At 70.9% G+C, this 21,837-nt stretch carries 22 protein-coding genes; 16 read left to right on the forward strand and 6 right to left on the reverse strand.

What is annotated here, in order from left to right:
• The first annotated feature begins 39 nt into the window (after positions 1-39).
• Genes KLO01_RS12430 through KLO01_RS12475 form a run of 10 tightly spaced genes read left to right on the forward strand, consistent with a single transcriptional unit; the run spans position 40 to position 7,523 of the window.
• Complete coding sequence (locus KLO01_RS12430) at positions 40-783, forward strand: helix-turn-helix transcriptional regulator (protein ID WP_147065602.1); 744 nt, start codon at positions 40-42, stop codon at positions 781-783.
• Positions 780-2,198: a Fe-S cluster assembly protein SufB gene (gene sufB, locus KLO01_RS12435; protein ID WP_147065603.1), complete on the forward strand. Its 1,419-nt coding sequence runs from the start codon at positions 780-782 to the stop codon at positions 2,196-2,198. Before KLO01_RS12430 ends, sufB begins: the two co-directional genes overlap by 4 nt.
• Positions 2,195-3,364, forward strand: coding sequence for a Fe-S cluster assembly protein SufD (sufD, locus tag KLO01_RS12440; RefSeq protein ID WP_246136189.1), 1,170 nt, complete (start codon positions 2,195-2,197; stop codon positions 3,362-3,364). The genes sufB and sufD overlap by 4 nt, the downstream gene beginning before the upstream one ends.
• Positions 3,361-3,711, forward strand: coding sequence for a non-heme iron oxygenase ferredoxin subunit (locus tag KLO01_RS12445; RefSeq protein WP_222611975.1), 351 nt, complete (start codon positions 3,361-3,363; stop codon positions 3,709-3,711). The genes sufD and KLO01_RS12445 overlap by 4 nt, the downstream gene beginning before the upstream one ends.
• Before the next feature lie 3 nt (positions 3,712-3,714).
• Positions 3,715-4,500 carry a Fe-S cluster assembly ATPase SufC gene (gene sufC / locus KLO01_RS12450; protein WP_147065604.1) on the forward strand — a complete coding sequence of 262 codons (786 nt, stop codon included), beginning with the start codon at positions 3,715-3,717 and terminating at the stop codon, positions 4,498-4,500.
• An 11-nt stretch (positions 4,501-4,511) separates the two neighbouring features.
• Positions 4,512-5,798 carry a cysteine desulfurase gene (locus tag KLO01_RS12455; RefSeq protein WP_147065605.1) on the forward strand — a complete coding sequence of 429 codons (1,287 nt, stop codon included), beginning with the start codon at positions 4,512-4,514 and terminating at the stop codon, positions 5,796-5,798.
• Positions 5,798-6,286 carry a Fe-S cluster assembly sulfur transfer protein SufU gene (gene sufU / locus KLO01_RS12460; RefSeq protein WP_147065606.1) on the forward strand — a complete coding sequence of 163 codons (489 nt, stop codon included), beginning with the start codon at positions 5,798-5,800 and terminating at the stop codon, positions 6,284-6,286. The genes KLO01_RS12455 and sufU overlap by 1 nt, the downstream gene beginning before the upstream one ends.
• Positions 6,283-6,609: a metal-sulfur cluster assembly factor gene (locus tag KLO01_RS12465; protein WP_147065607.1), complete on the forward strand. Its 327-nt coding sequence runs from the start codon at positions 6,283-6,285 to the stop codon at positions 6,607-6,609. Before sufU ends, KLO01_RS12465 begins: the two co-directional genes overlap by 4 nt.
• A gap of 1 nt (position 6,610) precedes the next feature.
• Positions 6,611-7,135 (forward strand): acVLRF1 family peptidyl-tRNA hydrolase, encoded by a 525-nt coding sequence (locus KLO01_RS12470; protein WP_147065609.1) that lies wholly within the window; start codon positions 6,611-6,613, stop codon positions 7,133-7,135.
• A 28-nt stretch (positions 7,136-7,163) separates the two neighbouring features.
• Complete coding sequence (locus KLO01_RS12475; RefSeq protein ID WP_147065611.1) at positions 7,164-7,523, forward strand: hypothetical protein; 360 nt, start codon at positions 7,164-7,166, stop codon at positions 7,521-7,523.
• A gap of 3 nt (positions 7,524-7,526) precedes the next feature.
• Here KLO01_RS12475 and KLO01_RS12480 read toward each other — a convergent pair whose 3' ends face one another.
• Positions 7,527-7,949: a cupin domain-containing protein gene (locus KLO01_RS12480; protein WP_147065612.1), complete on the reverse strand. Its 423-nt coding sequence runs from the start codon at positions 7,947-7,949 to the stop codon at positions 7,527-7,529.
• 4 nt (positions 7,950-7,953) lie between these two features.
• Positions 7,954-8,862 (reverse strand): KPN_02809 family neutral zinc metallopeptidase, encoded by a 909-nt coding sequence (ypfJ, locus tag KLO01_RS12485; protein WP_147065614.1) that lies wholly within the window; start codon positions 8,860-8,862, stop codon positions 7,954-7,956.
• 150 nt (positions 8,863-9,012) lie between these two features.
• Here ypfJ and KLO01_RS12490 point away from each other — a divergent pair, with 150 nt between their 5' ends.
• Together KLO01_RS12490 and KLO01_RS12495 are read left to right on the forward strand one after the other, a co-directional pair.
• Positions 9,013-10,611 (forward strand): ABC-F family ATP-binding cassette domain-containing protein, encoded by a 1,599-nt coding sequence (locus KLO01_RS12490; protein ID WP_147065616.1) that lies wholly within the window; start codon positions 9,013-9,015, stop codon positions 10,609-10,611.
• A 113-nt stretch (positions 10,612-10,724) separates the two neighbouring features.
• Entirely contained in the window at positions 10,725-12,611 is a 1,887-nt protein-coding gene (locus tag KLO01_RS12495; RefSeq protein WP_147065618.1) for an ABC transporter ATP-binding protein, read from the forward strand.
• Positions 12,612-12,671: 60 nt separating this feature from the next.
• On the opposite strand, the gene KLO01_RS12500 is transcribed toward KLO01_RS12495, so the two are convergent.
• Entirely contained in the window at positions 12,672-13,457 is a 786-nt protein-coding gene (locus tag KLO01_RS12500; RefSeq protein WP_246136190.1) for an SURF1 family cytochrome oxidase biogenesis protein, read from the reverse strand.
• Positions 13,458-13,489: 32 nt separating this feature from the next.
• Between KLO01_RS12500 and moaA the strand changes: the two genes are divergently transcribed.
• On the forward strand, positions 13,490-14,500 hold the full coding sequence (moaA, locus tag KLO01_RS12505; protein WP_147065620.1) for a GTP 3',8-cyclase MoaA: 1,011 nt from the start codon (positions 13,490-13,492) through the stop codon (positions 14,498-14,500).
• 11 nt (positions 14,501-14,511) lie between these two features.
• Here moaA and KLO01_RS12510 read toward each other — a convergent pair whose 3' ends face one another.
• Both KLO01_RS12510 and KLO01_RS12515 read right to left on the reverse strand, forming a co-directional pair.
• Entirely contained in the window at positions 14,512-14,712 is a 201-nt protein-coding gene (locus KLO01_RS12510) for a hypothetical protein (RefSeq protein WP_147065622.1), read from the reverse strand.
• Complete coding sequence (locus KLO01_RS12515; protein WP_246136191.1) at positions 14,709-15,005, reverse strand: DUF3099 domain-containing protein; 297 nt, start codon at positions 15,003-15,005, stop codon at positions 14,709-14,711. Before KLO01_RS12515 ends, KLO01_RS12510 begins: the two co-directional genes overlap by 4 nt.
• A 99-nt stretch (positions 15,006-15,104) precedes the next feature.
• Between KLO01_RS12515 and fabG the strand changes: the two genes are divergently transcribed.
• Genes fabG through KLO01_RS12530 form a run of 3 tightly spaced genes read left to right on the forward strand, consistent with a single transcriptional unit; the run spans position 15,105 to position 18,863 of the window.
• Positions 15,105-15,818 (forward strand): 3-oxoacyl-ACP reductase FabG, encoded by a 714-nt coding sequence (fabG, locus tag KLO01_RS12520; RefSeq protein ID WP_147065624.1) that lies wholly within the window; start codon positions 15,105-15,107, stop codon positions 15,816-15,818.
• 40 nt (positions 15,819-15,858) lie between these two features.
• Positions 15,859-16,617: an enoyl-ACP reductase FabI gene (gene fabI, locus KLO01_RS12525; RefSeq protein ID WP_147065626.1), complete on the forward strand. Its 759-nt coding sequence runs from the start codon at positions 15,859-15,861 to the stop codon at positions 16,615-16,617.
• Between the two features lie 26 nt (positions 16,618-16,643).
• On the forward strand, positions 16,644-18,863 hold the full coding sequence (locus tag KLO01_RS12530; protein WP_147065628.1) for a tetratricopeptide repeat protein: 2,220 nt from the start codon (positions 16,644-16,646) through the stop codon (positions 18,861-18,863).
• Between the two features lie 59 nt (positions 18,864-18,922).
• Here KLO01_RS12530 and cphA read toward each other — a convergent pair whose 3' ends face one another.
• Positions 18,923-21,823 (reverse strand): cyanophycin synthetase, encoded by a 2,901-nt coding sequence (gene cphA, locus KLO01_RS12535; protein WP_246136192.1) that lies wholly within the window; start codon positions 21,821-21,823, stop codon positions 18,923-18,925.
• Positions 21,824-21,837 lie beyond the last annotated feature (14 nt).

Here is a 21,837-nt window from a genome sequence, read left to right on the forward strand (position 1 = left end):
GGGGACCTTCGTTTACCGCCGGCCGGGTATTTACGTAACATGGGCGTTGTGAATATCCCGGCCAGCACCGCGGTGCCGCAGGTTCTCGAGTCGCGCACGCGCGACCGGGTCCTGCAGGCCATCGGCGAGCACGGCCCGGTCACCGCCACGGCACTGGCCGAGGACCTCGGTCTCACGGTCCCCGCCGTGCGTCGACACCTCGACAACCTCGCCGAGTCGCACCTCATCGAGGACCGGGAGGCCAGCCCTGCCGGCCGCGGTCGCGGACGACCGGCTCGTGCCTACGTCCTCAGCGAGGGCGGCCACCAGGCGCTCGAGTCCGACTACGACCACCTCGCCACCGAGGCGCTGCGCTTCCTGTCCGCCGAGGCCGGCGACGAGGCGGTCCGCCGCTTCGCCGAGTCGCGGGTCGGCCAGCTCGAGCAGCGGTATGCCGTCGAGCTGGCTGCCGCCGGCACCGGCACCGCCCAGCGGGTCCAGGCCCTCGTGACCGCGCTGACCCGTGACGGTTTCGCCGCGTCCGCCCGCCCCGTCGGTGACCCCACGGGGACCGCCGGCAGCGGCGCGACCGGGCTGTCCGGCATACAGCTGTGCCAGGGCCACTGCCCGGTCCAGCACGCCGCCCGGGAATTTCCCCAGTTCTGTGACGCTGAAACCGACGCGTTCTCGCGTCTCCTCGGCGTCCACGTCCAACGTCTCGCCACCCTCGCGCAGGGAGATCACGTGTGCACGACGTTCGTCCCCACCAAGCCTGAGCCTTCAACAGAAAGGTCTTCGCGATGAGCACCATCGAGGAGCTGAACCCGGGTCTGAAGGACCTGGGCCGCTACGAGTACGGCTGGTCCGACAGCGACAGCGCCGGCGCGACCGCCCGTCGCGGGCTCAACGAGGACGTCGTCCTCGACATCACGCGTCGCAAGAGCGAGCCGCAGTGGATGGAGGACCTGCGCCTGAAGTCGCTGCGCCTCTTCGGCAAGAAGCCCATGCCGACCTGGGGGAGCGACCTCACCGGCATCGACTTCCAGAACATCAAGTACTTCGTGAAGTCCACCGAGAAGCAGGCGACCTCGTGGGAGGACCTGCCCGAGGACATCAAGGCGACCTACGACCGCCTCGGCATCCCCGAGGCCGAGAAGCAGCGCCTCGTCGCTGGTGTCGCGGCCCAGTACGAGTCCGAGGTCGTCTACCACCAGATCCGTGAGGACCTGGAGGAGAAGGGCGTCATCTTCGTCGACACCGACACGGGCCTGCGCGAGCACGAGGACCTCTTCCGCGAGTACTTCGCCTCGGTCATCCCCGCAGGTGACAACAAGTTCGCCGCGCTCAACACCGCCGTGTGGTCGGGTGGCTCGTTCATCTACGTCCCGCCGGGCGTCCACGTCGACATCCCGCTCCAGGCCTACTTCCGGATCAACACCGAGAACATGGGCCAGTTCGAGCGGACGCTGATCATCGCCGACGAGGGCTCCTCCGTGCACTACGTCGAGGGCTGCACCGCGCCGATCTACCAGTCGGACTCGCTGCACTCCGCCGTCGTCGAGATCATCGTCAAGAAGAACGCCCGCGTGCGCTACACGACGATCCAGAACTGGTCCAACAACGTCTACAACCTCGTCACCAAGCGCGCGACCTGCGCCGAGGGCGCGACGATGGAGTGGATCGACGGCAACATCGGCTCCAAGGTGACGATGAAGTACCCCGCCGTCTTCCTCATGGGCGAGCACGCCAAGGGCGAGACCCTGTCCGTCGCCTTCGCCGGTGAGGGCCAGCACCAGGACGCCGGATCCAAGATGGTCCACGCGGCGCCCAACACGAGCTCGACGATCGTCTCGAAGTCGGTCGCCCGTGGCGGTGGCCGCACGTCCTACCGCGGCCTCGTCCAGATCCTCGAGGGTGCGCACGGGTCGAAGTCGAGCGTCGTCTGCGACGCCCTGCTCGTCGACACGATCAGCCGCTCCGACACCTACCCCTACGTCGACATCCGCGAGGACGACGTGACGATGGGCCACGAGGCCACCGTCTCCAAGGTGTCCGAGGACCAGATGTTCTACCTCATGTCCCGAGGCATGTCCGAGACCGAGGCCATGGCGATGATCGTGCGCGGCTTCGTCGAGCCCATCGCCAAGGAGCTCCCCATGGAGTACGCCCTCGAGCTCAACCGCCTCATCGAGCTCCAGATGGAAGGAGCAGTGGGTTGAGCCTGCTGGCCCAGAAGAACCCTGCCCCCGAGGCACACACCGACTCCGTCGCCGCCTTCGTGCCCGACCAGTCGCGCGCCGAGCGGACCACCTCGTATGCCGTGTCGGACTTCCCGGTCCCGTCCGGCCGCGAGGAGGAGTGGCGCTTCACCCCCGTCGACCGCATCCGTGCGCTCTTCGCCGAGACCCCGGGCAGCGCGCTGCGCCGCGAGGAGTCGGTCCCGGACGGCGTGACCGTGTCGACCGTGAGCACGGCCGAGTGGCAGGGGAGCGGTGCACCCAAGCCCGCCGACCGCGCCGCCGTCGTCGCCGCCGACCAGGCCGAGTCGGTCACGGTCATCGACGTGCCGGCCGAGACCGAGCTCACCGAGCCGGTCCGCCTCCTCCTCACCGGCGAGGGCGCCCTCGCCCACGGCCACACGCTCGTGCGTGTCGGCAACTTCGCCAAGGCGACGATCGTGCTCCGGCACGAGGGCGACGCCCAGTACTCCGAGCTGCTCTCGGTCGTCGTCGGTGACGGCGCCGACGTCACCGTGGTGACCGTCCAGGAGTGGGCCGACACCGCCCTGCACCTCGGCCAGCACGACGTCGTCGTCGGTCGCGACGCCAAGGCCCGCCACATCGCGGTGACCCTCGGTGGCGGGATCGTCCGGCTCAACACCAACGCGTCGTACGCCGGCCCCGGTGGCTCGTTCGAGGCGCTCGGCGTCTACTTCGCCGACTCGGGCCAGCACCAGGAGCACCGGCTCTTCGTCGACCACGAGGCGCCGCACTGCCGCTCCAACGTCGAGTACAAGGGCGCCCTCCAGGGCGACTCCGCCCACACCGTCTGGGTGGGTGACGTCCTCATCCGCGCCAGCGCCGAGGGCACCGACACCTACGAGCTCAACCGCAACCTCATCCTCACCGACGGCGCGCGCGCCGACTCGGTGCCGAACCTCGAGATCGAGACCGGCGAGATCGCCGGCGCCGGTCACGCCTCGGCCACCGGCCGGTTCGACGACCAGCAGCTGTTCTACCTGCAGGCTCGTGGCATCGACGAGGACACCGCCCGTCGCCTGGTCGTGCGGGGCTTCTTCGCCTCCATCGTCGGCCGGATCGGCGTGCCCGAGGTCGAGGAGCACCTCATGGCGGCGATCGACCGCGAGCTGGAGGGCACCGAGTGAGCGAGACCACCACGTCGCCGAGCACCGAGCCGTTCGTGCGCGTCTGCTCGCTCGACGAGCTGCCGTCCGTGGGAGCCGCAGCCGCCGACATCGGTGGTCGCATCGTCTCGATCGTGCGCACCGCCGACGGCGACGTCCACGCGGTCGACGACACCTGCACCCACGCCAACGTGTCCCTGTCCGAGGGTGAGCTCGACGGCTGCACCCTCGAGTGCTGGCTGCACGGGTCGCGCTTCGACCTGCGCACCGGTGACCCGTCCGGCCCGCCGGCCACCACCCCCATCGCCGTCCACACCGTCAAGATCGAGGGTGACGACGTCTACGTCGCCCTGAGCCAGGAGAACTGATTCATGAGCACCCTTGAGATCAAGGACCTTCACGTCACCGTCGAGACCGAGCAGGGCACCAAGGAGATCCTCCGCGGCGTCACGCTCACCATCAACTCCGGTGAGACCCACGCGATCATGGGGCCCAACGGTTCCGGCAAGTCCACGCTGGCCTACTCGGTCGCCGGCCACCCCAAGTACACGATCACGAGCGGCACCGTCACCCTCGACGGCGAGGACGTCCTCGCCATGAGCGTCGACGAGCGTGCCCGCGCCGGTCTCTTCCTCGCGATGCAGTACCCCGTCGAGGTCCCCGGCGTGACCGTGAGCAACTTCCTGCGCACCGCCAAGACCGCCATCGACGGCGAGGCCCCCAAGCTCCGCACCTGGGTCAAGGACCTCAAGCAGTCGATGAACGACCTCAAGATGGACCCGACCGTCTCCGAGCGCGGGGTCAACGAGGGCTTCTCCGGTGGCGAGAAGAAGCGCCACGAGATCCTCCAGATGGAGCTCCTCAAGCCCAAGATCGCGATCCTCGACGAGACCGACTCCGGCCTCGACGTCGACGCGCTGCGCATCGTCTCCGAGGGCGTCAACCGCGCCAAGGAGTCCACCGGCGCCGGCGTCCTGCTCATCACGCACTACACGCGGATCCTGCGCTACATCAAGCCCGACTTCGTCCACGTCTTCGTCGACGGCCGGATCGCCGAGGAGGGCGGCCCCGAGCTGGCCGACCGCCTCGAGGCCGAGGGCTACGACCGCTTCCAGCCGGTGGCGACCCCCGAGGCCACCACGCCGGCCAACGCCTGATCGGACACGACATGACAGCGCAGCCGTTCACCACCGAGGAGGTCGCCCGCATCCGGGCCGACTTCCCGATCCTCGCGCGCACCGTGCGTGACGGTGCGCCGCTGGTCTACCTCGACTCGGGGGCCACCTCGCACAAGCCGGTGCAGGTCCTCGACGCCGAGCGCGACTTCTACGAGCGCCTCAACTCGGCGCCCCACCGCGGAGCCCACGCGCTCTCGGAGGAGGCGACCGCGGCATACGAGGGTGCGCGTGAGCGGATCGCCGCCTTCATCGGTGCGCAGGCCCAGGACGTCGTCTTCACCAAGAACGCGACCGAGGGGCTCAACCTCGCCGCCTACGCCTTCTCGAACTCCCCGCACCCGGGCATCCCGGGCAGCGAGCGGTTCGCGCTCGGCGAGGGTGACGAGGTGCTCGTCACCGAGATGGAGCACCACGCCAACCTCGTGCCGTGGCAGGAGCTGTGCCGCCGCACCGGTGCCACGCTGCGCTGGATCCCCGTCACCGAAGAGGGCCGCCTGGACCTGTCCGGTCTCGACGAGCTCCTCACCGAGCGGACCAAGGTCGTCGCGTTCGTCCACGCGTCCAACGTCCTCGGCACCGTCAACCCGGTGCAGCCCATCGTCGCCCGTGCCCGCGAGGTCGGGGCGATCGTCGTGCTCGACGCCTGCCAGTCGGTGCCGCACCTCGGTGTCGACGTGACCGAGCTCGGCGTGGACCTCCTCGCCTTCTCGGGCCACAAGATGTTCGGGCCGAGCGGGATCGGTGTCCTCTGGGGCCGTCGCGAGGTCCTCGAGGCGATGCCGCCGTTCCTCACGGGTGGCTCGATGATCGAGACCGTCCGGATGGAGGGCAGCACCTACGCCGCGCCACCTCAGCGGTTCGAGGCCGGCGTCCCGATGACCGCTCAGGCGATCGGTCTCGCGGCCGCCGTCGACCACATCACCGAGCTCGGCATCGAGCGCATCCATGCACACGAGCTGGCGCTCACCGAGCGGTTGCTCGCCGGTCTGGCGGCCCGTTCGTGGGTCACCGTCGTCGGGCCGACCGGTCTCGACGAGCGTGGCGGCACCGTGGCGTTCGTCGTCGACGGCGTCCACGCCCACGACGTCGGGCAGGTGCTCGACAACGCGGGTGTCGCCGTCCGCGTCGGCCACCACTGCGCCTGGCCGCTGCACCGCCGCTTCAAGGTGGCGGCGACGACGCGCGCCAGCTTCGCGGCATACAACACGGTCGACGAGGTCGACGCGCTCCTCGAGGCGCTCGACCGCGTGCCGGCGATCTTCGGGATGGCGAGCTGATGGACCTCTACCAGGAGCTCATCCTCGAGCACTCGAAGCGCCCCCAGCACGCGGGTCTGCGCGAGCCGTTCGAGGCCGAGGTGCACCACGTCAACCCGACCTGTGGCGACGAGGTGACGCTGCGGGTGCACATCGAGGACTCAGCCGAGGGGCCCGTCGTGCGCGACGTCTCCTACGACGCGCTCGGCTGCTCGATCAGCATGGCGTCGGTGTCGATCCTCGCCGAGGAGACCATCGGCCACCCGCTCGCCGAGGCGCTGCGGACGCACGAGGCCATGAGGGCCATGCTCACCTCCAAGGGTGAGGACCCCGGCGACGAGGAGGTCATCGGCGACGGTGTGGCCCTCAGCGGTGTCGCCAAGTACCCCGCACGCGTCAAGTGCGCCCTCCTCGGATGGATGGCGTTCACCGATGCGTTGCACCAGAGTGGTCGCGAGACCACGACGCAGCAGACCCAGCAGGACCTGCCCGAGGAAGGAACGTCATGAGCGAGACCACCGCACAGGCCAACGTGGCCGATGTCGAGGAGGCCATGCGCGACGTCGTCGACCCCGAGCTCGGGATCAACGTCGTCGACCTGGGCCTCGTCTACGGCATCACCGTCGACGGCCAGAACCACGCCGTCATCGACATGACCCTGACGTCGGCGGCCTGCCCGCTTACCGACGTCATCGAGGACCAGACCCAGCAGTCGCTCGAGGGCCTCGTGTCCTCGTACCGCGTCAACTGGGTCTGGATGCCGCCGTGGGGCCCGGACAAGATCACCGACGACGGTCGCGAGCAGCTGCGCGCCCTCGGCTTCAACATCTGAGTTGAGCCGCCTCGTCGAGGTCGCGCCCGAGCGGTACGCCGCGTGGCGCGAACGCTTCGACGCCTCGAATCCCGACGGCCCCCAGCGGGTCGTCGGGATCTCGCGTCTCGAGGACCGTCACCTCGCCGTCGTGCTCATCCGCCGCGGCGGGTATGCCGTGGCGCACGTCGACGGGTCCGCCCTCGTGACGCACAAGGTCGGCACCCGACACGTCCAGTCGCGCACGGCGGCGGGCGGCTGGTCCCAGCAGCGGTTCGCGCGGCGCCGGGGCAACCAGGCCGACGAGCTCGTCCGAGCGGTCGTCGAGCACACCCTGCGGATCGTGCCGGACGGCATACCCACGGCCCTCGTCGTCGGTGGGGACAAGACCCTGGTGCGCGAGGTCCTCGACGACCCCCGCCTCGCGCGGCTGCGGGAGCTGCCGCGTCGCGAGTTCCATGACATCGGCGACCCGCGCCGGGCGGTGCTCGACACCGTCGTGCAGCGGGCGCGCGCGGTCGAGGTCCGCATCGACGACGGCCCCTGACGGTCGCCTCCCGCGTCATGATGGGCAGATGGCGACGTACACGGTCAACCGCAAGGCGGTGCGGCACTGCCGCGACCTCATCGCGGCCGGCAAGGTCGTGCTCGACAGCGAGTGGGGGAGGGTCCAGCCGGACACCGACACCCAGAACGCGTTCCTCGAGGAGCACGACTGGAGCGAGTACGCCGCGTGGCACCTCGGGCTGACCGAGGGCGCCAACGACGAGACCAAGGCGCGGTACGCCTTCGTCCTCGGCGACTTCGACAAGGTCCACCGCAGTGCGCTCATCGCCTGCGTCTACCGGGCCTCGGAGTGGCGGCACAAGAAGGTCGAGCTCGCCGCCCACCGGCTGCTCCAGGAGCTCGACAGGAAGTACCCGAAGGGCGAGTGAGGCTCAGCCGCGGGGCCGCCCGAGCCTGAGCTCGTGGCGGAAGCGCCAGACCAGTGAGGCCTTGGCGAGCAGGCCGGGGTCGGTGGCCAGGAAGCGGAACATCTCCTCGGTGCGCTGCGCGGGGGTCACCGTCCACCGCGCCCGGCACCGGCTCGGACCGGCGTTCCACATGCCGTGGGCCGTGCGCGGTGGGACGTCGAGCACCTCGCCCGCACCGAGCACCCGACGGGTGCCGTCGACGAGGACGGTGAGCTCGCCCTCGAGCACCTCGAAGTGCTCGTGCTGCGACGGGTGCCAGTGGGTCGGCGGGGGGTCACCCGGGGTCCAGGTGCACTCGAGCTCGAGGGCCGCGGGGTCGGACGACAGGACGGTCAGCGTCTGGCGCGGACCGAGCCGGATCGTCTCCGGGTTCCCCGCCACGCTCATGGCCTCAGCTGACCGTGTCGACGTTGAAGGTGTTGCACTGGTTGAGGTCGCCCTTGGTGTAGCCCTGGAGGAACCAGCGCTGGCGTGCCTCGGCGCTGCCGTGCGTCCACGACTCGGGGTTGACCTGGCCCTGGGTCTTCTGCTGGATGCGGTCGTCACCGACCGCCGCGGCCGCCGACAGGGCGCTCTTGGTGTCGGCCTCGGTGAGCTCCTTGAGGTAGGGCTTGCCGTCGGGGCCGTTGGTCGTGGACGCGTGCTTGGCCCAGACGCCGGCGAGGCAGTCCGCCATGAGCTCGATGCGGACACCGCCGCTGTTGGGGCCCTGGGGGTCCTGCTGGGCCCGCCCCAGCAGGCCGAGCTGGTCCTGGAGGGCGTGGCCGTACTCGTGGGCCACGACGTACTCCTGGGCGAGCGCGCCGTCGTCGGCACCGAACTGGTCGGTGAGGATCTGGAAGAAGTCGGCGTCGATGTAGACGCGCTGGTCGAGGGGGCAGTAGAAGGGACCCACCTGGTTGCTCGCGGTGCCGCACTGCGACTGGGTCGAGCCGGTGTAGATGCGGGTCTTCGTGGGCTGCCACTGCTTCTGGTAGCGGGGGAGCTCTGCGGTCCAGAAGGCCTGGACCGAGTTCACGGTCCCGATGACCCGGCACTGGGCGTCCTTGTTGGCGTCGGCACCGGTCTTGCACTTGTCGAACTCGGTGCCGCTTCCGCTCGTGCCGTCGACCTGCTGGTCGCTCGTGCCGCCACCGCCACCCGTGGGGAGGTCGGAGGGGTTGATGCCGAAGATCAGCGCGATGACGAGCATGATGATGCCGCCGATGCCACCGCCGACGACCATGCCACCGGGGGCGCCGCCGCTGCCGCCGGACTCCACCTGCGAGGTGTCCAGCCCGACGTCGTCGTTGAAGCTCATCCATGGCCTCCCAGATGTGGCGTTTTCCGTGCGGAGCACGGCGCACCTAGACTAAACGCCGAACGGCCCGCGATGCGGAAGCGGTGCGCCACCACTCTTCGGTCCGCCCCCACCGCCCGCACCACCCGAAACCTCCACGAAGGACTCCTGTTGCTCACTGCTGCCGCGATCGAGCTGCGCGCCGGCTCCAGGCTCCTCGTCGACGGAGCCAGCTTCCGCGTCGCCGGCGGTGACCGCATCGGTCTCGTGGGGCGCAACGGTGCCGGCAAGACGACCCTCACCAAGGTGCTCGCCGGGGTCGGGCAGCCTGCCGCGGGCTCGGTGACGAGCACGGGCGAGGTCGGCTACCTGCCGCAGGACCCGCGCACCGGTGACCTCCACGTCACCGGTCGTGATCGCATCCTCTCCGCGCGTGGGCTCGACCGCATCGTGCGCGAGCTGCGCGCCGCCGAGACGGCGATGGCGCAGGAGAGCGGCGAGAAGCTCGAGCGCGCCATGCGTCGCTACTCCCGGCTCGACTCCGAGTTCCAGGCGGCCGGAGGGTATGCCGCGGAGTCCGAGGCCGCGTCCATCGCCTCCGCGCTCTCGCTCGAGGAGCGACACCTCGACCAGACCCTGGCCACCCTCTCCGGTGGTCAGCGCCGACGCATCGAGCTGTCGCGGATCCTCTTCTCCGGCGCCGAGACGCTGCTGCTCGACGAGCCGACCAACCACCTCGACGCCGACTCGATCGTCTGGCTGCGCGAGCACCTGCGCAACTACAAGGGCGGCCTCATCGTCATCTCGCACGACGTCGACCTCCTCGACGCCGTCGTCAACAAGGTGTTCCACCTCGACGCCAACCGCGCCGAGCTCGACATCTACAACCTCGGCTGGAAGGCCTACCTCCAGCAGCGCGAGACCGACGAGCGTCGTCGCAAGCGCGAGCGGATGAACGCCGAGAAGAAGGCGTCGGTGCTCATGGCCCAGGCCGACAAGATGCGGGCCAAGGCCACCAAGACCGTCGCCGCCCAGAACATGGCGCGTCGCGCCGAGCGGCTGCTCTCCGGGCTCGAGACCGAGCGCGCGCAAGACCGCGTCGCCAAGCTCCGGTTCCCCGACCCGTCGCCCTGCGGCCGGACGCCGTTGCGGGCCTCGGGGCTCTCGCGCTCGTACGGCTCGCTCGAGATCTTCACCGACGTCGACCTCGCCATCGACCGCGGGTCGCGGGTCGTCGTGCTCGGCCTCAACGGTGCGGGCAAGACCACGCTGCTCCGCATGCTCGCCGGGGTCGACGCCCCGGACACCGGGCAGGTCGAGCCGGGTCACGGCCTCAAGATCGGCTACTACGCGCAGGAGCACGAGAACCTCGAGGTCGACCGGACGGTCCTCGACAACATGAAGTCGGCCGCCCCGGACCTCGGCGAGACCGACGTCCGCAAGGTGCTCGGCTCGTTCCTCTTCAGTGGCGACGACGTCGACAAGCCCGCGGGTGTGCTCTCCGGCGGTGAGAAGACGCGCCTGTCGCTGGCGCTGCTCGTCGTCTCGTCGGCCAACGTCCTGCTCCTCGACGAGCCGACCAACAACCTCGACCCGGCCTCGCGCGAGGAGATCCTCGGAGCGCTCAAGACCTACAAGGGCGCGGTGGTCCTCGTGACCCACGACGAGGGGGCGGTCGACGCGCTCGAGCCCGAGCGGATCCTGCTCCTGCCCGACGGCGTCGAGGACCTCTGGGGTCCCGACTACAAGGACCTTGTCACCCTCGCCTGAGAGGCTGCGGGGCACGGGCGGAATCGACCACGGTCGCCCGCGGTTTGACCTCACGTGCACGTGAGGGTCGAGGATCAGCAGATGGCAGGGACCAGGGCGACGAAGGTGACGGCATGAGCATGGCAGGCTGGCAGGCGATCCACAGCCTGAGCAAGGACGCGAGCGTCCGCTCCAAGGAGCTCGCTCCGGGCACCGCCCGACGGGTCTTCTCGTACGCACAGCCCTACCGCGGGCTCATCGGCGCCTTCCTCGCCCTCGTCGTCGTCGACGCGATCCTCGTCGTCGCCGCCCCCCTGCTCCTCAAGAGCCTCATCGACGACGGGATCTATCCCAAGGACTCGGGGCTCGTCGTCCGGCTCTCGCTGCTCGTCGCCGCGATCGCGGTCGTCAGCGCACTCGTGACGCTCGTGTCGCGCTGGCTCTCCTCGAGGATCGGTGAGGGCCTCATCGTCGACCTGCGCACGCAGGTGTTCGCGCACGTCATGCGCCAGCCGATCGCGTTCTTCACCCGGGCGCAGACCGGGGCCCTGGTCTCACGCCTCAACAACGACGTCATCGGCGCGCAGCAGGCCTTCACGTCGGTGCTGTCGAGCGTCGTGAGCAACGCCGTCTCGCTCGTCCTCATCATCGGGGCCATGCTCGTCCTGTCGTGGCAGCTGACCATCGCCTCCCTCGTCCTCGTCCCGCTGTTCCTCATCCCCGCCCGGAGCATGGGCAAGCGGCTCGCGGGCCTGGCCCACGAGCAGATGGGTCTCAACGCCGACCTCGGCACCCGGATGACCGAGCGGTTCAACGTCGCGGGCGCCCTGCTCGTCAAGATCTACGGCACGCCCGAGGTCGAGGACCGCGAGTACTCGCAGCGGGCCTCCCGCGTGCGCGACATCGGCGTGCGGATCGCGGTCAACCGGTCGGTGTTCATCGTCGGGCTCACCCTCGTGGCGGCCCTCGCGACGGCGCTCGTCTACGGGTTCGGCGGCCTCATGGCCGTCGACGGCAGCCTCACCGTCGGCACGCTCCTCGCCCTCACCGCCCTCCTGGCGCGCCTCTACGGCCCGCTCACGACCATCTCCAACGCGCGCGTCGACGTCATGACCGCCCTCGTGTCGTTCGAGCGGGTCTTCGAGGTCCTCGACCTCAAGCCGCTCGTGGCCGAGGCGCCGGACGCCGTGCCCGTGCCGGCGGGCCCCGTCCGGGTGGACCTCGACCACGTGGGGTTCGCCTACCCGGCCGCCGACGAGGTGTCCCTCAGCTCGCTCGAGTCCACGGCGACCGGAGACCGCGAGGCGGGCTCGGTCGTCCTGACCGACATCGACGCCACGATCGAGCCCGGCCAGCTCGTCGCCCTCGTGGGACCCAGCGGTGCCGGCAAGTCCACCCTCACCTCGCTCGTGGCCCGGCTCTACGACCCGACGAGCGGAGCCGTGCGGATCAACGGCGCCGACCTGCGCACCGTCACCCTCGAGTCGCTGCGCGACACCGTGAGCGTCGTGACCCAGGAGGCGCACCTCTTCCACGACACGATCCGGGCCAACCTCATGTATGCCGCGCCCGCGGCCACCGATGCCGACATCGAGGCGGCGCTGCGCGCCGCGCGCGTCTGGAGCCTCGTCGAACGCCTCCCCGCCGGGCTCGACACCGTGGTCGGTGACCGGGGACACCGCCTCAGCGGGGGAGAGAAGCAGCGCATCGCCATCGCGCGGCTGCTCCTCAAGGGACCCCGGCTCGTCGTGCTCGACGAGGCCACCGCCCACCTCGACAGCGAGAGCGAGGTCGCCGTCCAGCGCGCCCTCGACGCGGCCCTCGAGGGGCGCACCGCCCTCGTCATCGCCCACCGGCTCTCGACGGTCCGGCACGCGGACGTCATCCTCGTCCTCGAGGGTGGCCGCATCGTCGAGCGCGGCACGCACGCCGAGCTGCTCGCCGCACGGGGTCTGTACTCCGACCTCTACACGACGCAGTTCGCCGACGACGTCGGCGTGGGTCCCGCGCCCACCGCCTGAGGCCGTCGGGGCCTCACTCGCCCGCGCTGCGGGCGTGGGCGCGGGTGGGGGCTGCGGACGTCAGTAGTCCTCCTCGTCCCAGATCCGGACCTTCTTGGGCTTGAGGGGGCGGTCGGGGTCCTCGTCGCGCAGCTCGCGCCTGATGCCGAGCCAGATGAGGAGCAGGCCCACGGGCATCGACATCCACCACTGGAACGCGTAGGCCTGGTGCGGTCCCAGGCTCCGGTCGGGGTCCGCGAGCCGGTCCGGACGGGGTGCCGCGGTCCCGTCGGGGGTCCGCTCCGTGTCGAGCACGACGTAGCCGTCGAGGACGTCGCGGCCCCAGGCCTGCTCGACGTCGGGGAGGCTGATGCTCGCGACCTGCCCTGTTGGCAGGGTCTTGTCCTGCGTGGTCTCGAGCGGGCGGACCCAGCCGACGACCGTGACCTCACCCGCCGGCGGCTGCGGCACGTCGGGGACGACCGCGGCCCCGCGCTCCGAGTTCGCGACCCAGCCCCGGTCGACGACGACGGTGCGTCCGTCGGCGAGCTCGAGCGGGGCGAGCACCTCGTAGCCGAAGACGCTGTTGTTGGGCCGGTTGCGCACGAGCAGCTGCGACCCGGCATACGTGCCGGTCGCGCTGACCCTGGTCCAGTCGTCGGCGGCCCGGTCCACGGGCCGGTCGCTCAGGACGTCCGTGAGCGGCACGGGGTCGGCGCGGTAGTGCGCGTCGAGGAGTGCGTTGCGCTCGACCTTGAACTCGTGCCGGCCGTACTGCCAGTGACCGAGGTGGTAGGCCCCGACGGCATACAGGACCGCGATGGCGAGAGCCCCCAGCCAGCGAGGGGTGAGGAGTCGCCGGAACACGCGTGTCACGCTACCCGGCCTAGGGTGGGGTCATGTCCGCCACCCTGCCCACCGCCCAGCTCGCCGACCGCCACGGTCGCGTGGCGCGCGACCTCAGGGTCTCGGTGACCGACCGCTGCAACCTGCGCTGCCGCTACTGCATGCCAGCCGAGGGGCTGCCGTGGCTGGCCAAGCCCGAGATGCTCACCGATGACGAGCTCGTGCGGCTCGTCTCGATCTTCGTGGCCCTGGGCGTCCAGCAGGTCCGACTCACCGGCGGAGAGCCGCTTCTGCGACGTTCGCTGACGGACGTCGTGGGGCGCATCGCGAGCCTGGAGCCCCGGCCCCGGATCGCGATGACGACCAACGGGATCGGTCTCGACCGTCTCGCAGCGCCGCTCGCGGCCGCGGGTCTGGACCGGGTCAACGTCAGTCTCGACACGGTCGACCCCGCGGAGTTCGCCGATCTCACCCGCCGTGACCGCCTGCACGACGTGGAGGCAGGGATGGCCGCGGCCCGTGAGGCGGGCCTCACGCCGGTCAAGGTCAACGCCGTGGCCATGCGCGGGATCAACGACCACTCGGTGGCCGACCTGCTCGCGTGGTGCCTCGAGCGCGGCTACGAGCTGAGGTTCATCGAGCAGATGCCCCTCGACGCCCAGCACGGCTGGGATGCCTCGAGCATGATCTCGGCCGACGAGATCCGCGAGCGGCTGTCCGAGCGGTTCGCGATCACGCCGTTGCCCGCCGCAGACCGGGGGAGTGCCCCGGCCGAGCGCTTCCTCGTCGACGGGGGCCCCGCGACGGTGGGGATCATCGCGAGCGTCACCGCGCCGTTCTGCGGGGCCTGCGACCGCACGAGGCTCACGGCGGACGGCCAGGTCCGCAACTGCCTGTTCTCGCAGCGCGAGACCGATCTGCGCGGGCCGATGCGCGACGGGGCGAGCGACGACGAGCTCGCGGACCTCATCACCGGCGAGATGTGGCGCAAGGCCAAGGGGCACGGGATCGGCAGCGCCGACTTCGTCCAGCCGCTGCGCCCGATGAGTGCGATCGGCGGCTGACCGGGGGTCGGTCAGCCGGCGTCGGCGGGGATCTCGGCCACCGGCACGGTCTCGCGCAGGAAGCCGCGCAACGACAGGAAGTCGCCCAGGCTGACGCGGTGCTCGTCGCACGCGAGCCACACCTTGCGGCGCTCCGGCGTGTGCAGCTTCGGGTTGTTCCACAGGTGGGCCCACACGGCCTCGCGGCGACAGGCCTTGGCGCTGCAGGTCACGAGTCGATCTGCCGGCGGTGGGGGTCGCGCGGGGCGACGGGGGCCAGCCGGCCCGCGGCCCGGGGGGAGCGGGCGTTGGCGAAGACGACGGCGATGTAGGGAAGCACGACCGCGAGGGCGACACAGGTCCACCGCACCCAGCCGGAGGTGAGGAAGGCGAGCACGAAGCACCCGGTCCGGATGCCCATGGTGACGAGGTAGTGGCGCATGCGCGCGTTGAGGTCGTCGGCGGCCTTGGCACGGGCCGTCGTGACGGACTGCACCGTCGGCTGGTCTCCACGGGCCGTGCTCACCCGTCCACTCTACGTCCGCTTCCTGAGCGTGCCGTCGGGCCGCCGACCCGTTCGTGGCGATGCGGGCTACCCATCGGTAGTCCACTAGCGTCGTGCGCCATGAGCCACGCGCGCAACGTCCTCGTCACCGGGGGCAACCGAGGGATCGGCCTGGCGATCGCCAAGGCCTTCGCCGACGCCGGCGACGAGGTCGTCGTCACGAGCCGCAACGGGGAGGCGCCCGACGGGTTGCGGGCCGTGACGTGCGACGTCACCGACACCGCGTCGGTCGACGCCGCGTTCACCGCGGCGGAGGAGATCTTCGGTGGGCCGGTGCAGGTGCTCGTCGCCAACGCCGGCATCACCAAGGACGGCCTGCTCATGCGGATGAGCGACGAGGACTTCGACTCGGTCATCGACACCAACCTCGCCGGGACGTTCCGCTGCGTGCGTCGCGCCAGCACCGGCATGATCAAGGCCCGCGGCGGCCGAATCATCCTCATCTCGAGCGTCGTCGGGCTCTACGGCGGTCCGGGCCAGGCCAACTACGCCGCGTCCAAGGCCGCGCTCGTCGGTCTCGCCCGCTCCGTCACCCGTGAGCTCGGGGGGCGGGGCATCACGGCCAACGTCGTCGCACCCGGCTTCATCGAGACCGACATGACCGCGGCGCTCCCGGCGGAGACGCAGAAGGCCTACAAGGCCGGCATACCGGCTGGTCGGTTCGCACAGCCGAGCGAGGTCGCGGCCGTCGTGCGCTTCCTCGCGTCCGACGACGCGGGCTACGTCAGCGGGGCCGTCATCCCCGTCGACGGCGGCCTCGGCATGGGCCACTGAGCTCCTCCCACACCACCCACCCCACAGGAGAACAAGACCGATGCTGCTCGAGGGCAAGAAGCTGCTCATCACCGGAGTCCTCATGGACTCCTCGATCGCCTTCCACGTCGCCAAGCTGGCGCAGGAGCAGGGCGCCGAGGTCGTGCTCACGTCCTTCGGCCGGACGATGAAGATCACGTCGACGATCGCCAAGCGCCTGCCCACCACGCCGCCGGTCGTCGAGCTCGACGTCACCGACACCGAGCACCTCGACACCCTCGCCACCCGGCTGGGTGAGCACGTGGACCACCTCGACGGGGTGCTGCACTCCATCGGGTTCGCGCCGCAGGGTGCCTTCAACTTCCTCGAGGGGACGTTCGAGGACGTCTCCACCGCGATGCACGCCTCGGCCTACTCGCTCAAGTCGCTGGCCGTGGCGGCGCTCCCGCTCATGACGCCCGGCTCGGCGGTCGTCGGCCTCACCTTCGACGCCAAGTTCGCCTGGCCGGTCTACGACTGGATGGGTGTCGCGAAGGCCGCCTTCGAGTCGACCAACCGCTACCTCGCCCGTGACCTCGGCCCCAAGGGCGTGCGCTGCAACCTCGTCGCGGCAGGCCCGATCCGCACCACCGCCGCGAAGTCGATCCCGGGGTTCCAGACCTTCGAGGACTCGTGGGACGAGCGCGCCCCGCTCGGCTGGGACGTCAACGACGCGGTGCCGGCCGCCAAGGCCTGCGCCGCCCTGCTCTCCGACTGGTTCCCGGCGACGACGGGCGAGATCGTCCACGTCGACGGCGGCGTCCACGCGATGGGGATCTGACCCCCTCGCACAACTAGGCTCGCCGGGTGACCAGCGACCTTCACACCGCCCCTGACGTGACCTCACCTGCCGTGACCGCGACCGAGGTCCGGGTTCTCGAGGGCCCCAACCTCTACTTCCCGAAGCCGGCCGTCAAGGTCACGCTCGACCTCACCGCCTACGTCGACGCGAGCAAGGACGACGTGCGACGCGTGGCCCGGGCCGCGGGGCTCGGCGCGTCCCAGGTCGGGGACCCGCACACCGAGCAGCGGCAGCGCGTCGTCGCCCGACTCGCCGAGCGAGCCGTGCGACAGGTCTCGCGTGCCTCCGGGACGAGCCGGCTCGGTGTCCGCTCGCGTCCGGGCAACGACCTGTCGGTGGTCGTCGTCTCGTTCGTGTGGCGTCGGCGCGGCTCGGCGCAGGCGCTGGGTGAGTCCGTCGCCCCGGTGCTCGAGGCATGGCTGCGCGGCGAGGACGTCGTCGAGGAGCGGGCCGAGGTCGTGCGCCGCGCGCCCGAGGGCGCGCCGCCCCGCATCGTCACCCCGCGCATCCCCGTCGCCTCGGTCACCGGCACCAACGGCAAGACCTCGACGACCCGCCTGCTCGCCCACATCGCCATGAGCGCGGGCAAGCACACCGCCTGGAGCTCGACCGACGGGGTCGTGGACCACGGTGAGATGGTCGAGCCCGGCGACTTCTCCGGACCGGCCGGTGCCCGCGGCGTCCTCGACGCACCGGGCGTCGAGATCGGCATCCTCGAGACCGCGCGCGGCGGGATGCTCCTCAAGGGCCTCGGCGTCTGGCACAACGACGTCTCCGTCGTCACCAACGTCTCGGCCGACCACCTCGGCCTCCAGGGCGTCGACACCGTCGACCAGCTCGCCGAGGTCAAGGCGATCATCACCCGGGCGACCAGGCCCGAGGGGTGGACGGTCCTCAACGGCGACGACCCGCGCGTCTGGGCGATGCGCACCGGCTCACCCGCGAAGCCGTGGGTCTTCACCCTCGACCCGAACTCGCCGGCGATCCGTGAGGCCCTCGGCGCCGGTGGCCGCGCGATCACCGTCCTCGACAACTCCGTCACGGTGCTCACCGACTCCGGCGTACCCGACAGGCTCGTGCCCATCGTCGACGTGCCGATGACCATCAGCGGCCTGTCGCGGCACAACGTCGCGAACGTCCTCGCCGCCGCGGCAGCGGCGCTGGGTCTCGGGATCGACCGGGCCGCGGTCGTCGAGGGACTGCGGACGTTCCGACCCGACGCCGCCCTCAACCCCGGCCGGATGAACATCTACACGGCGCCTGCGGGGCTCGGTGGCAGCTGCACCGTCGTCGTCGACCTCGCCCACAACGAGGCCGGTCTCGAGGCGCTCATGGACGTCTCGGACGGCCTGCGGCAGCCCGGTGCCCGGATCAACCTCGGGCTGGGCGCCGCAGGGGACCGCACCGACGAGATCCTCGAGAACCTCGGCGAGATCGCCGGGCACCGCGCGGACCACGTGGTGGCGGCGCACAAGGCGCACTACCTGCGCGGACGGTCGATGGAGGAGCTCGAGTCGCACCTGCGCACGGGTCTCCAGCGAGCCGGCGTCGCGGACGTGGCCTCGTTCACCACGGAGCTGGCCGGCCTCGAGAACCTCGTCGAGGGGGCGCACGACGGGGACGTCGTCGCGATCATGTGCCATGCGGAGCGTGAGGCGATCTACGCCTGGCTCGACGAGGTCGGCGCCGTCGCCGACACCCCGGCGGACATCCGCCGCAAGGTCATCGGGGCCCGGGGCGAGCACGAGGCCGAGGAGGCCATCGCCGCCCTCTGGGCCGACGACGACGCCGACCGCAGGATCCAGACCGGCGCTGCCCTGTTCGAGGCCTACCCGGGCGATGCCCGCATCGCCTACGAGTACGGCGGAACCTTCGACTCCGCGGGTCACGAGGCCCGCGCGGTCGAGCTCTACCGTGCCGCGCTCGAGGGTGGGCTGCGCGAGCCGTTCCGGCACCGCGCGGTGATCCAGCTGGCGTCGTCCCTCCGGAACGTCGGTGAGCACGACGAGGCCGTCGCGCTGCTCGACGAGCTCGCGACCGAGCGACCGGAGTCGGTCGGGATCGCCGGCTTCCGTGCGCTGGCCCTGCACTCGGCGGGACGCTCGGGTGAGGCGCTGGGCAGCCTGCTGGCGGTCGTGGCCCAGGGGAGCACCGACGAGGACGTGCTGCGCTACCGACGCTCGCTCACGGCATACGCGAACGAGCTGGAGCACGGCGAGCGGTGAGCCGCCGCGGGTGAGGGCGCGGTGGGCCGCCGCCCGTCCTCACGGGCGGCGGCTGCGCGTCAGGACCGGTCCGACGCCCCGGCGGGCCGCGACTCCGTGTCGCCGTCGACGTCACCGAGGTCGTGCTCGGCGAGGTCCTGGTCGGTCGCCTCCTCGCCACTGACCTGGGCCTCGGCCTGGAGCGTGGTCGGGTCGAGGTCGGGGTCGGCGAGCGAGTCGGCCGTGTGCGTGCCCGGCTGGGCCTGCTGCGTCATGGTCTCGAGCTCGTTCATCACCACGCCGTGCTGGTCGACGCAGACGACGACGATGTCACCGGGGTTGGCCCGCGCCATGACGTGCCGGACGGCGGAGAGCTCGTCGGTGACGATCTCGACCTGGCGGCACCGGGCCCCGTCGGCCATCGCGGCCTTGGCCCCGTCGGCGACGAACGCGGCGGTCTCGCCCCGCTTGCGGCCACGCAGCCGCTCGTCCTCACGCACGACGATGACGTCGAAGTGCTGCGCCGCCAGGGCACCCAGCTCCCGCATGTCCTCGTCGCGGCGGTCACCCGCGGTGGCGATGACACCGAGCCGCGAGATCTTGCCGAGCTCGCTCGACCCGGCCTTGGCGTCGGCATAGCGCTCGACGAACTCGCCGAGGACCTTCATGCCGGGGGCGTTGTGGCAGTAGTCGACGATGACGTCGACGTTGTTGACGTTGACCTGGTTCATGCGGCCGGGGGAGAGGTAGTAGCTCGTCGAGAAGGTCCGCAGGCCCTGACGGATCTCGTGCAGCCCGGTGCCCACGGCGAATGCCGCACCGGCGGCCGCCATGGCGTTGGCGACGTTGAACATCGCCGTGCCACCGAACGTCGAGGGCAGGAGGTGGGTCCAGGCGAGCTGCATGGCCCGGCGACCGTGCCGGATGACGATCATGTCGCCCTTGTCGGACGGCTCGAGGACGACGGCTCGGCCGCCGCGGCGGCAGTGGTCGTCGACGAAGTCACGCACGGGCGTGCCTGGCGCCGACACCGTGAACCACACGATCGAGCCGGAGCACTTGCGGCGCATCTTGCGGACGAGCTTGTCGTCGGCGTTGAGCACGGCGAAACCGTTGCGGGGCACGGCCTCGACGATGACGGCCTTGACGTCGGCCAGCTGCTCGATGGTGTCGATCCCACGCAGGCCCAGGTGGTCCGGTGCGATGTTGGTGACCACGGCGACGTCGTTGCGGTCGTAGCCCAGGCCCTCGCGCAGGATGCCACCGCGGGCGACCTCCATGACGGCGAAGTCGACGCGCGGGTTCTGGAGCACCATCCGCGCGGACTTGGGCCCCGAGGCATCGGCCTTGAAGACCAGGCGCTCGTCGACGACGATGCCGTCGGTCGAGGTCATGCCGACCTTGCGGCCGACGCCCTTCATGATGTGGGCGATCATGCGCGAGGTCGTCGTCTTGCCGTTGGTGCCCGTGACGGCCACGATCGGCACGCGCGACGCGGCGCCGGGCGGGAAGAGCAGGTCGACGACCGGCTTGGCGATGAACTGCGGCTCACCGATGGTCGGGTGGGTGTGCATGCGGAAGCCGGGGGCGGCGTTGACCTCGCAGATCGCGCCGCCGGTCTCGCGCACGGGGGAGGCGATGTCGGGGCAGATGAAGTCGATGCCCGCGACGTCGAGGCCGACCATGCGGGCGGCCTCCTCGGCGATCTCGACGTTGTCGGGGTGTGCGTCGAAGGTGCGGTCCACGGAGATGCCACCGGTCGACATGTTGCCGGTGAGGGCGAGCTTGACCATCGTCCCCTGCGGGGGCACGCCGTCCATCTCGAAGCCCTGCTCGCGCACGAGGCCCTCGGCTGCGGAGTCCACCTTGATGCGGGTGAGGACCTTCTCGTGGCCGACACCACGGCGCGGGTCGGCGTTGGTGATCTCGACGAGCTCACTGACGGTGTGCTCGCCGTCCCCGACGACGTGGGCCGGGACGCGCTCGGCGATGGCCTGCATCCGCCCACCGACGATGAGGCAGCGGTAGTCCTTGCCGGTGACGAAGGACTCGACGATGACCGAGCCGCGACGGGACTGCTCGCGGGCGATGGCGAAGGCCTCGCGCACCTCGTCGTCGCTCTGGAGGTCGAGGCAGACACCGCGGCCGTGGTTGCCGTCGAGCGGCTTGACGACGACGGGGAAGCCGATCCTGCGTGCGGCGGTCACGGCGTCCTGGGGGCCGCGGACCGTCTCCTGCTTGGGCACGGGCAGGCCGGCGGAGCCGAGCAGCTTGGTGGTGAGGTCCTTGTCCGAGGCGATGTCGACGGCGAGCGCGCCGGTCTTGGAGGTCATCGTCGCCCGGATGCGCTGCGCGTGCACGCCCTGGCCGAGCTGGACCAGGCTCGCGCTGTTGAGCCGGATGTAGGGGATGTCGCGGCTCACCGCCTCCTCGAGGATGGCTGCGGTGGAGGGGCCGAAGGCCGTGCGCTCGGCGCGCTTGAGGAACGCCTCGAGCGCCTCGTCGAAGTCGAAGCCTTCCTCGGCCTGCACGAGGTGGTTGACGAGCCGGACGGCAAGGGTGCCGGCGGCCAGGCCCACGCCCTCGTCGGAGTAGCCGTAGATGACGTTGTAGCGCCCGGGGTGGCCCTTGACCTGGCGGGTCTTGCCACGACGCTGGTCGTGCCCGGCCTCCTGCTGGAGCTGGAGGGCGATGTGCTCGCTCACGTGGCCGAGCCACGTGCCCTCGTGCATCCGCTCGACGAAGCCACCCCTGACGCCGCGCGAGCAGGTGTGGTTCTCGAGGCCGGGGAGGAGCTCGACGAGCCGGTCGGTGAAGCCCTCGACGAGGTTGGTGGGGTACTGCTCGAGGATGCCGAGGTCCACGACGAGGTGGATCGCCGGGTCGTAGGACCAGACGTTGCCGCCGCGGTAGACGCGGGACTCGACGATGGTGAGCTCGGGCGCTGCCGGGCCGGTGGGGGTCGGGCGGTCCTCGGTCATCGGACTCCTCGGGG

Source organism: Knoellia locipacati, assembly GCF_007992835.1.
Lineage (GTDB): Bacteria > Actinomycetota > Actinomycetes > Actinomycetales > Dermatophilaceae > Knoellia > Knoellia locipacati.

What these genes read in the sequence shown, in the direction of transcription:
- KLO01_RS12430 (WP_147065602.1), top strand. Translation starts at nt 40, where the DNA reads ATGGGCGTTGTGAATATCCCGGCCAGCACCGCGGTGCCGCAGGTTCTC.
- sufB (WP_147065603.1), top strand. Translation starts at nt 780, where the DNA reads ATGAGCACCATCGAGGAGCTGAACCCGGGTCTGAAGGACCTGGGCCGC.
- sufC (WP_147065604.1), top strand. Translation starts at nt 3,715, where the DNA reads ATGAGCACCCTTGAGATCAAGGACCTTCACGTCACCGTCGAGACCGAG.
- KLO01_RS12455 (WP_147065605.1), top strand. Translation starts at nt 4,512, where the DNA reads ATGACAGCGCAGCCGTTCACCACCGAGGAGGTCGCCCGCATCCGGGCC.
- sufU (WP_147065606.1), top strand. Translation starts at nt 5,798, where the DNA reads ATGGACCTCTACCAGGAGCTCATCCTCGAGCACTCGAAGCGCCCCCAG.
- KLO01_RS12465 (WP_147065607.1), top strand. Translation starts at nt 6,283, where the DNA reads ATGAGCGAGACCACCGCACAGGCCAACGTGGCCGATGTCGAGGAGGCC.
- KLO01_RS12475 (WP_147065611.1), top strand. Translation starts at nt 7,164, where the DNA reads ATGGCGACGTACACGGTCAACCGCAAGGCGGTGCGGCACTGCCGCGAC.
- KLO01_RS12480 (WP_147065612.1), bottom strand. Translation starts at nt 7,949, where the DNA reads ATGAGCGTGGCGGGGAACCCGGAGACGATCCGGCTCGGTCCGCGCCAG.
- ypfJ (WP_147065614.1), bottom strand. Translation starts at nt 8,862, where the DNA reads ATGAGCTTCAACGACGACGTCGGGCTGGACACCTCGCAGGTGGAGTCC.
- KLO01_RS12495 (WP_147065618.1), top strand. Translation starts at nt 10,725, where the DNA reads ATGAGCATGGCAGGCTGGCAGGCGATCCACAGCCTGAGCAAGGACGCG.
- moaA (WP_147065620.1), top strand. Translation starts at nt 13,490, where the DNA reads ATGTCCGCCACCCTGCCCACCGCCCAGCTCGCCGACCGCCACGGTCGC.
- fabG (WP_147065624.1), top strand. Translation starts at nt 15,105, where the DNA reads ATGAGCCACGCGCGCAACGTCCTCGTCACCGGGGGCAACCGAGGGATC.
- fabI (WP_147065626.1), top strand. Translation starts at nt 15,859, where the DNA reads ATGCTGCTCGAGGGCAAGAAGCTGCTCATCACCGGAGTCCTCATGGAC.
- cphA (WP_246136192.1), bottom strand. Translation starts at nt 21,823, where the DNA reads ATGACCGAGGACCGCCCGACCCCCACCGGCCCGGCAGCGCCCGAGCTC.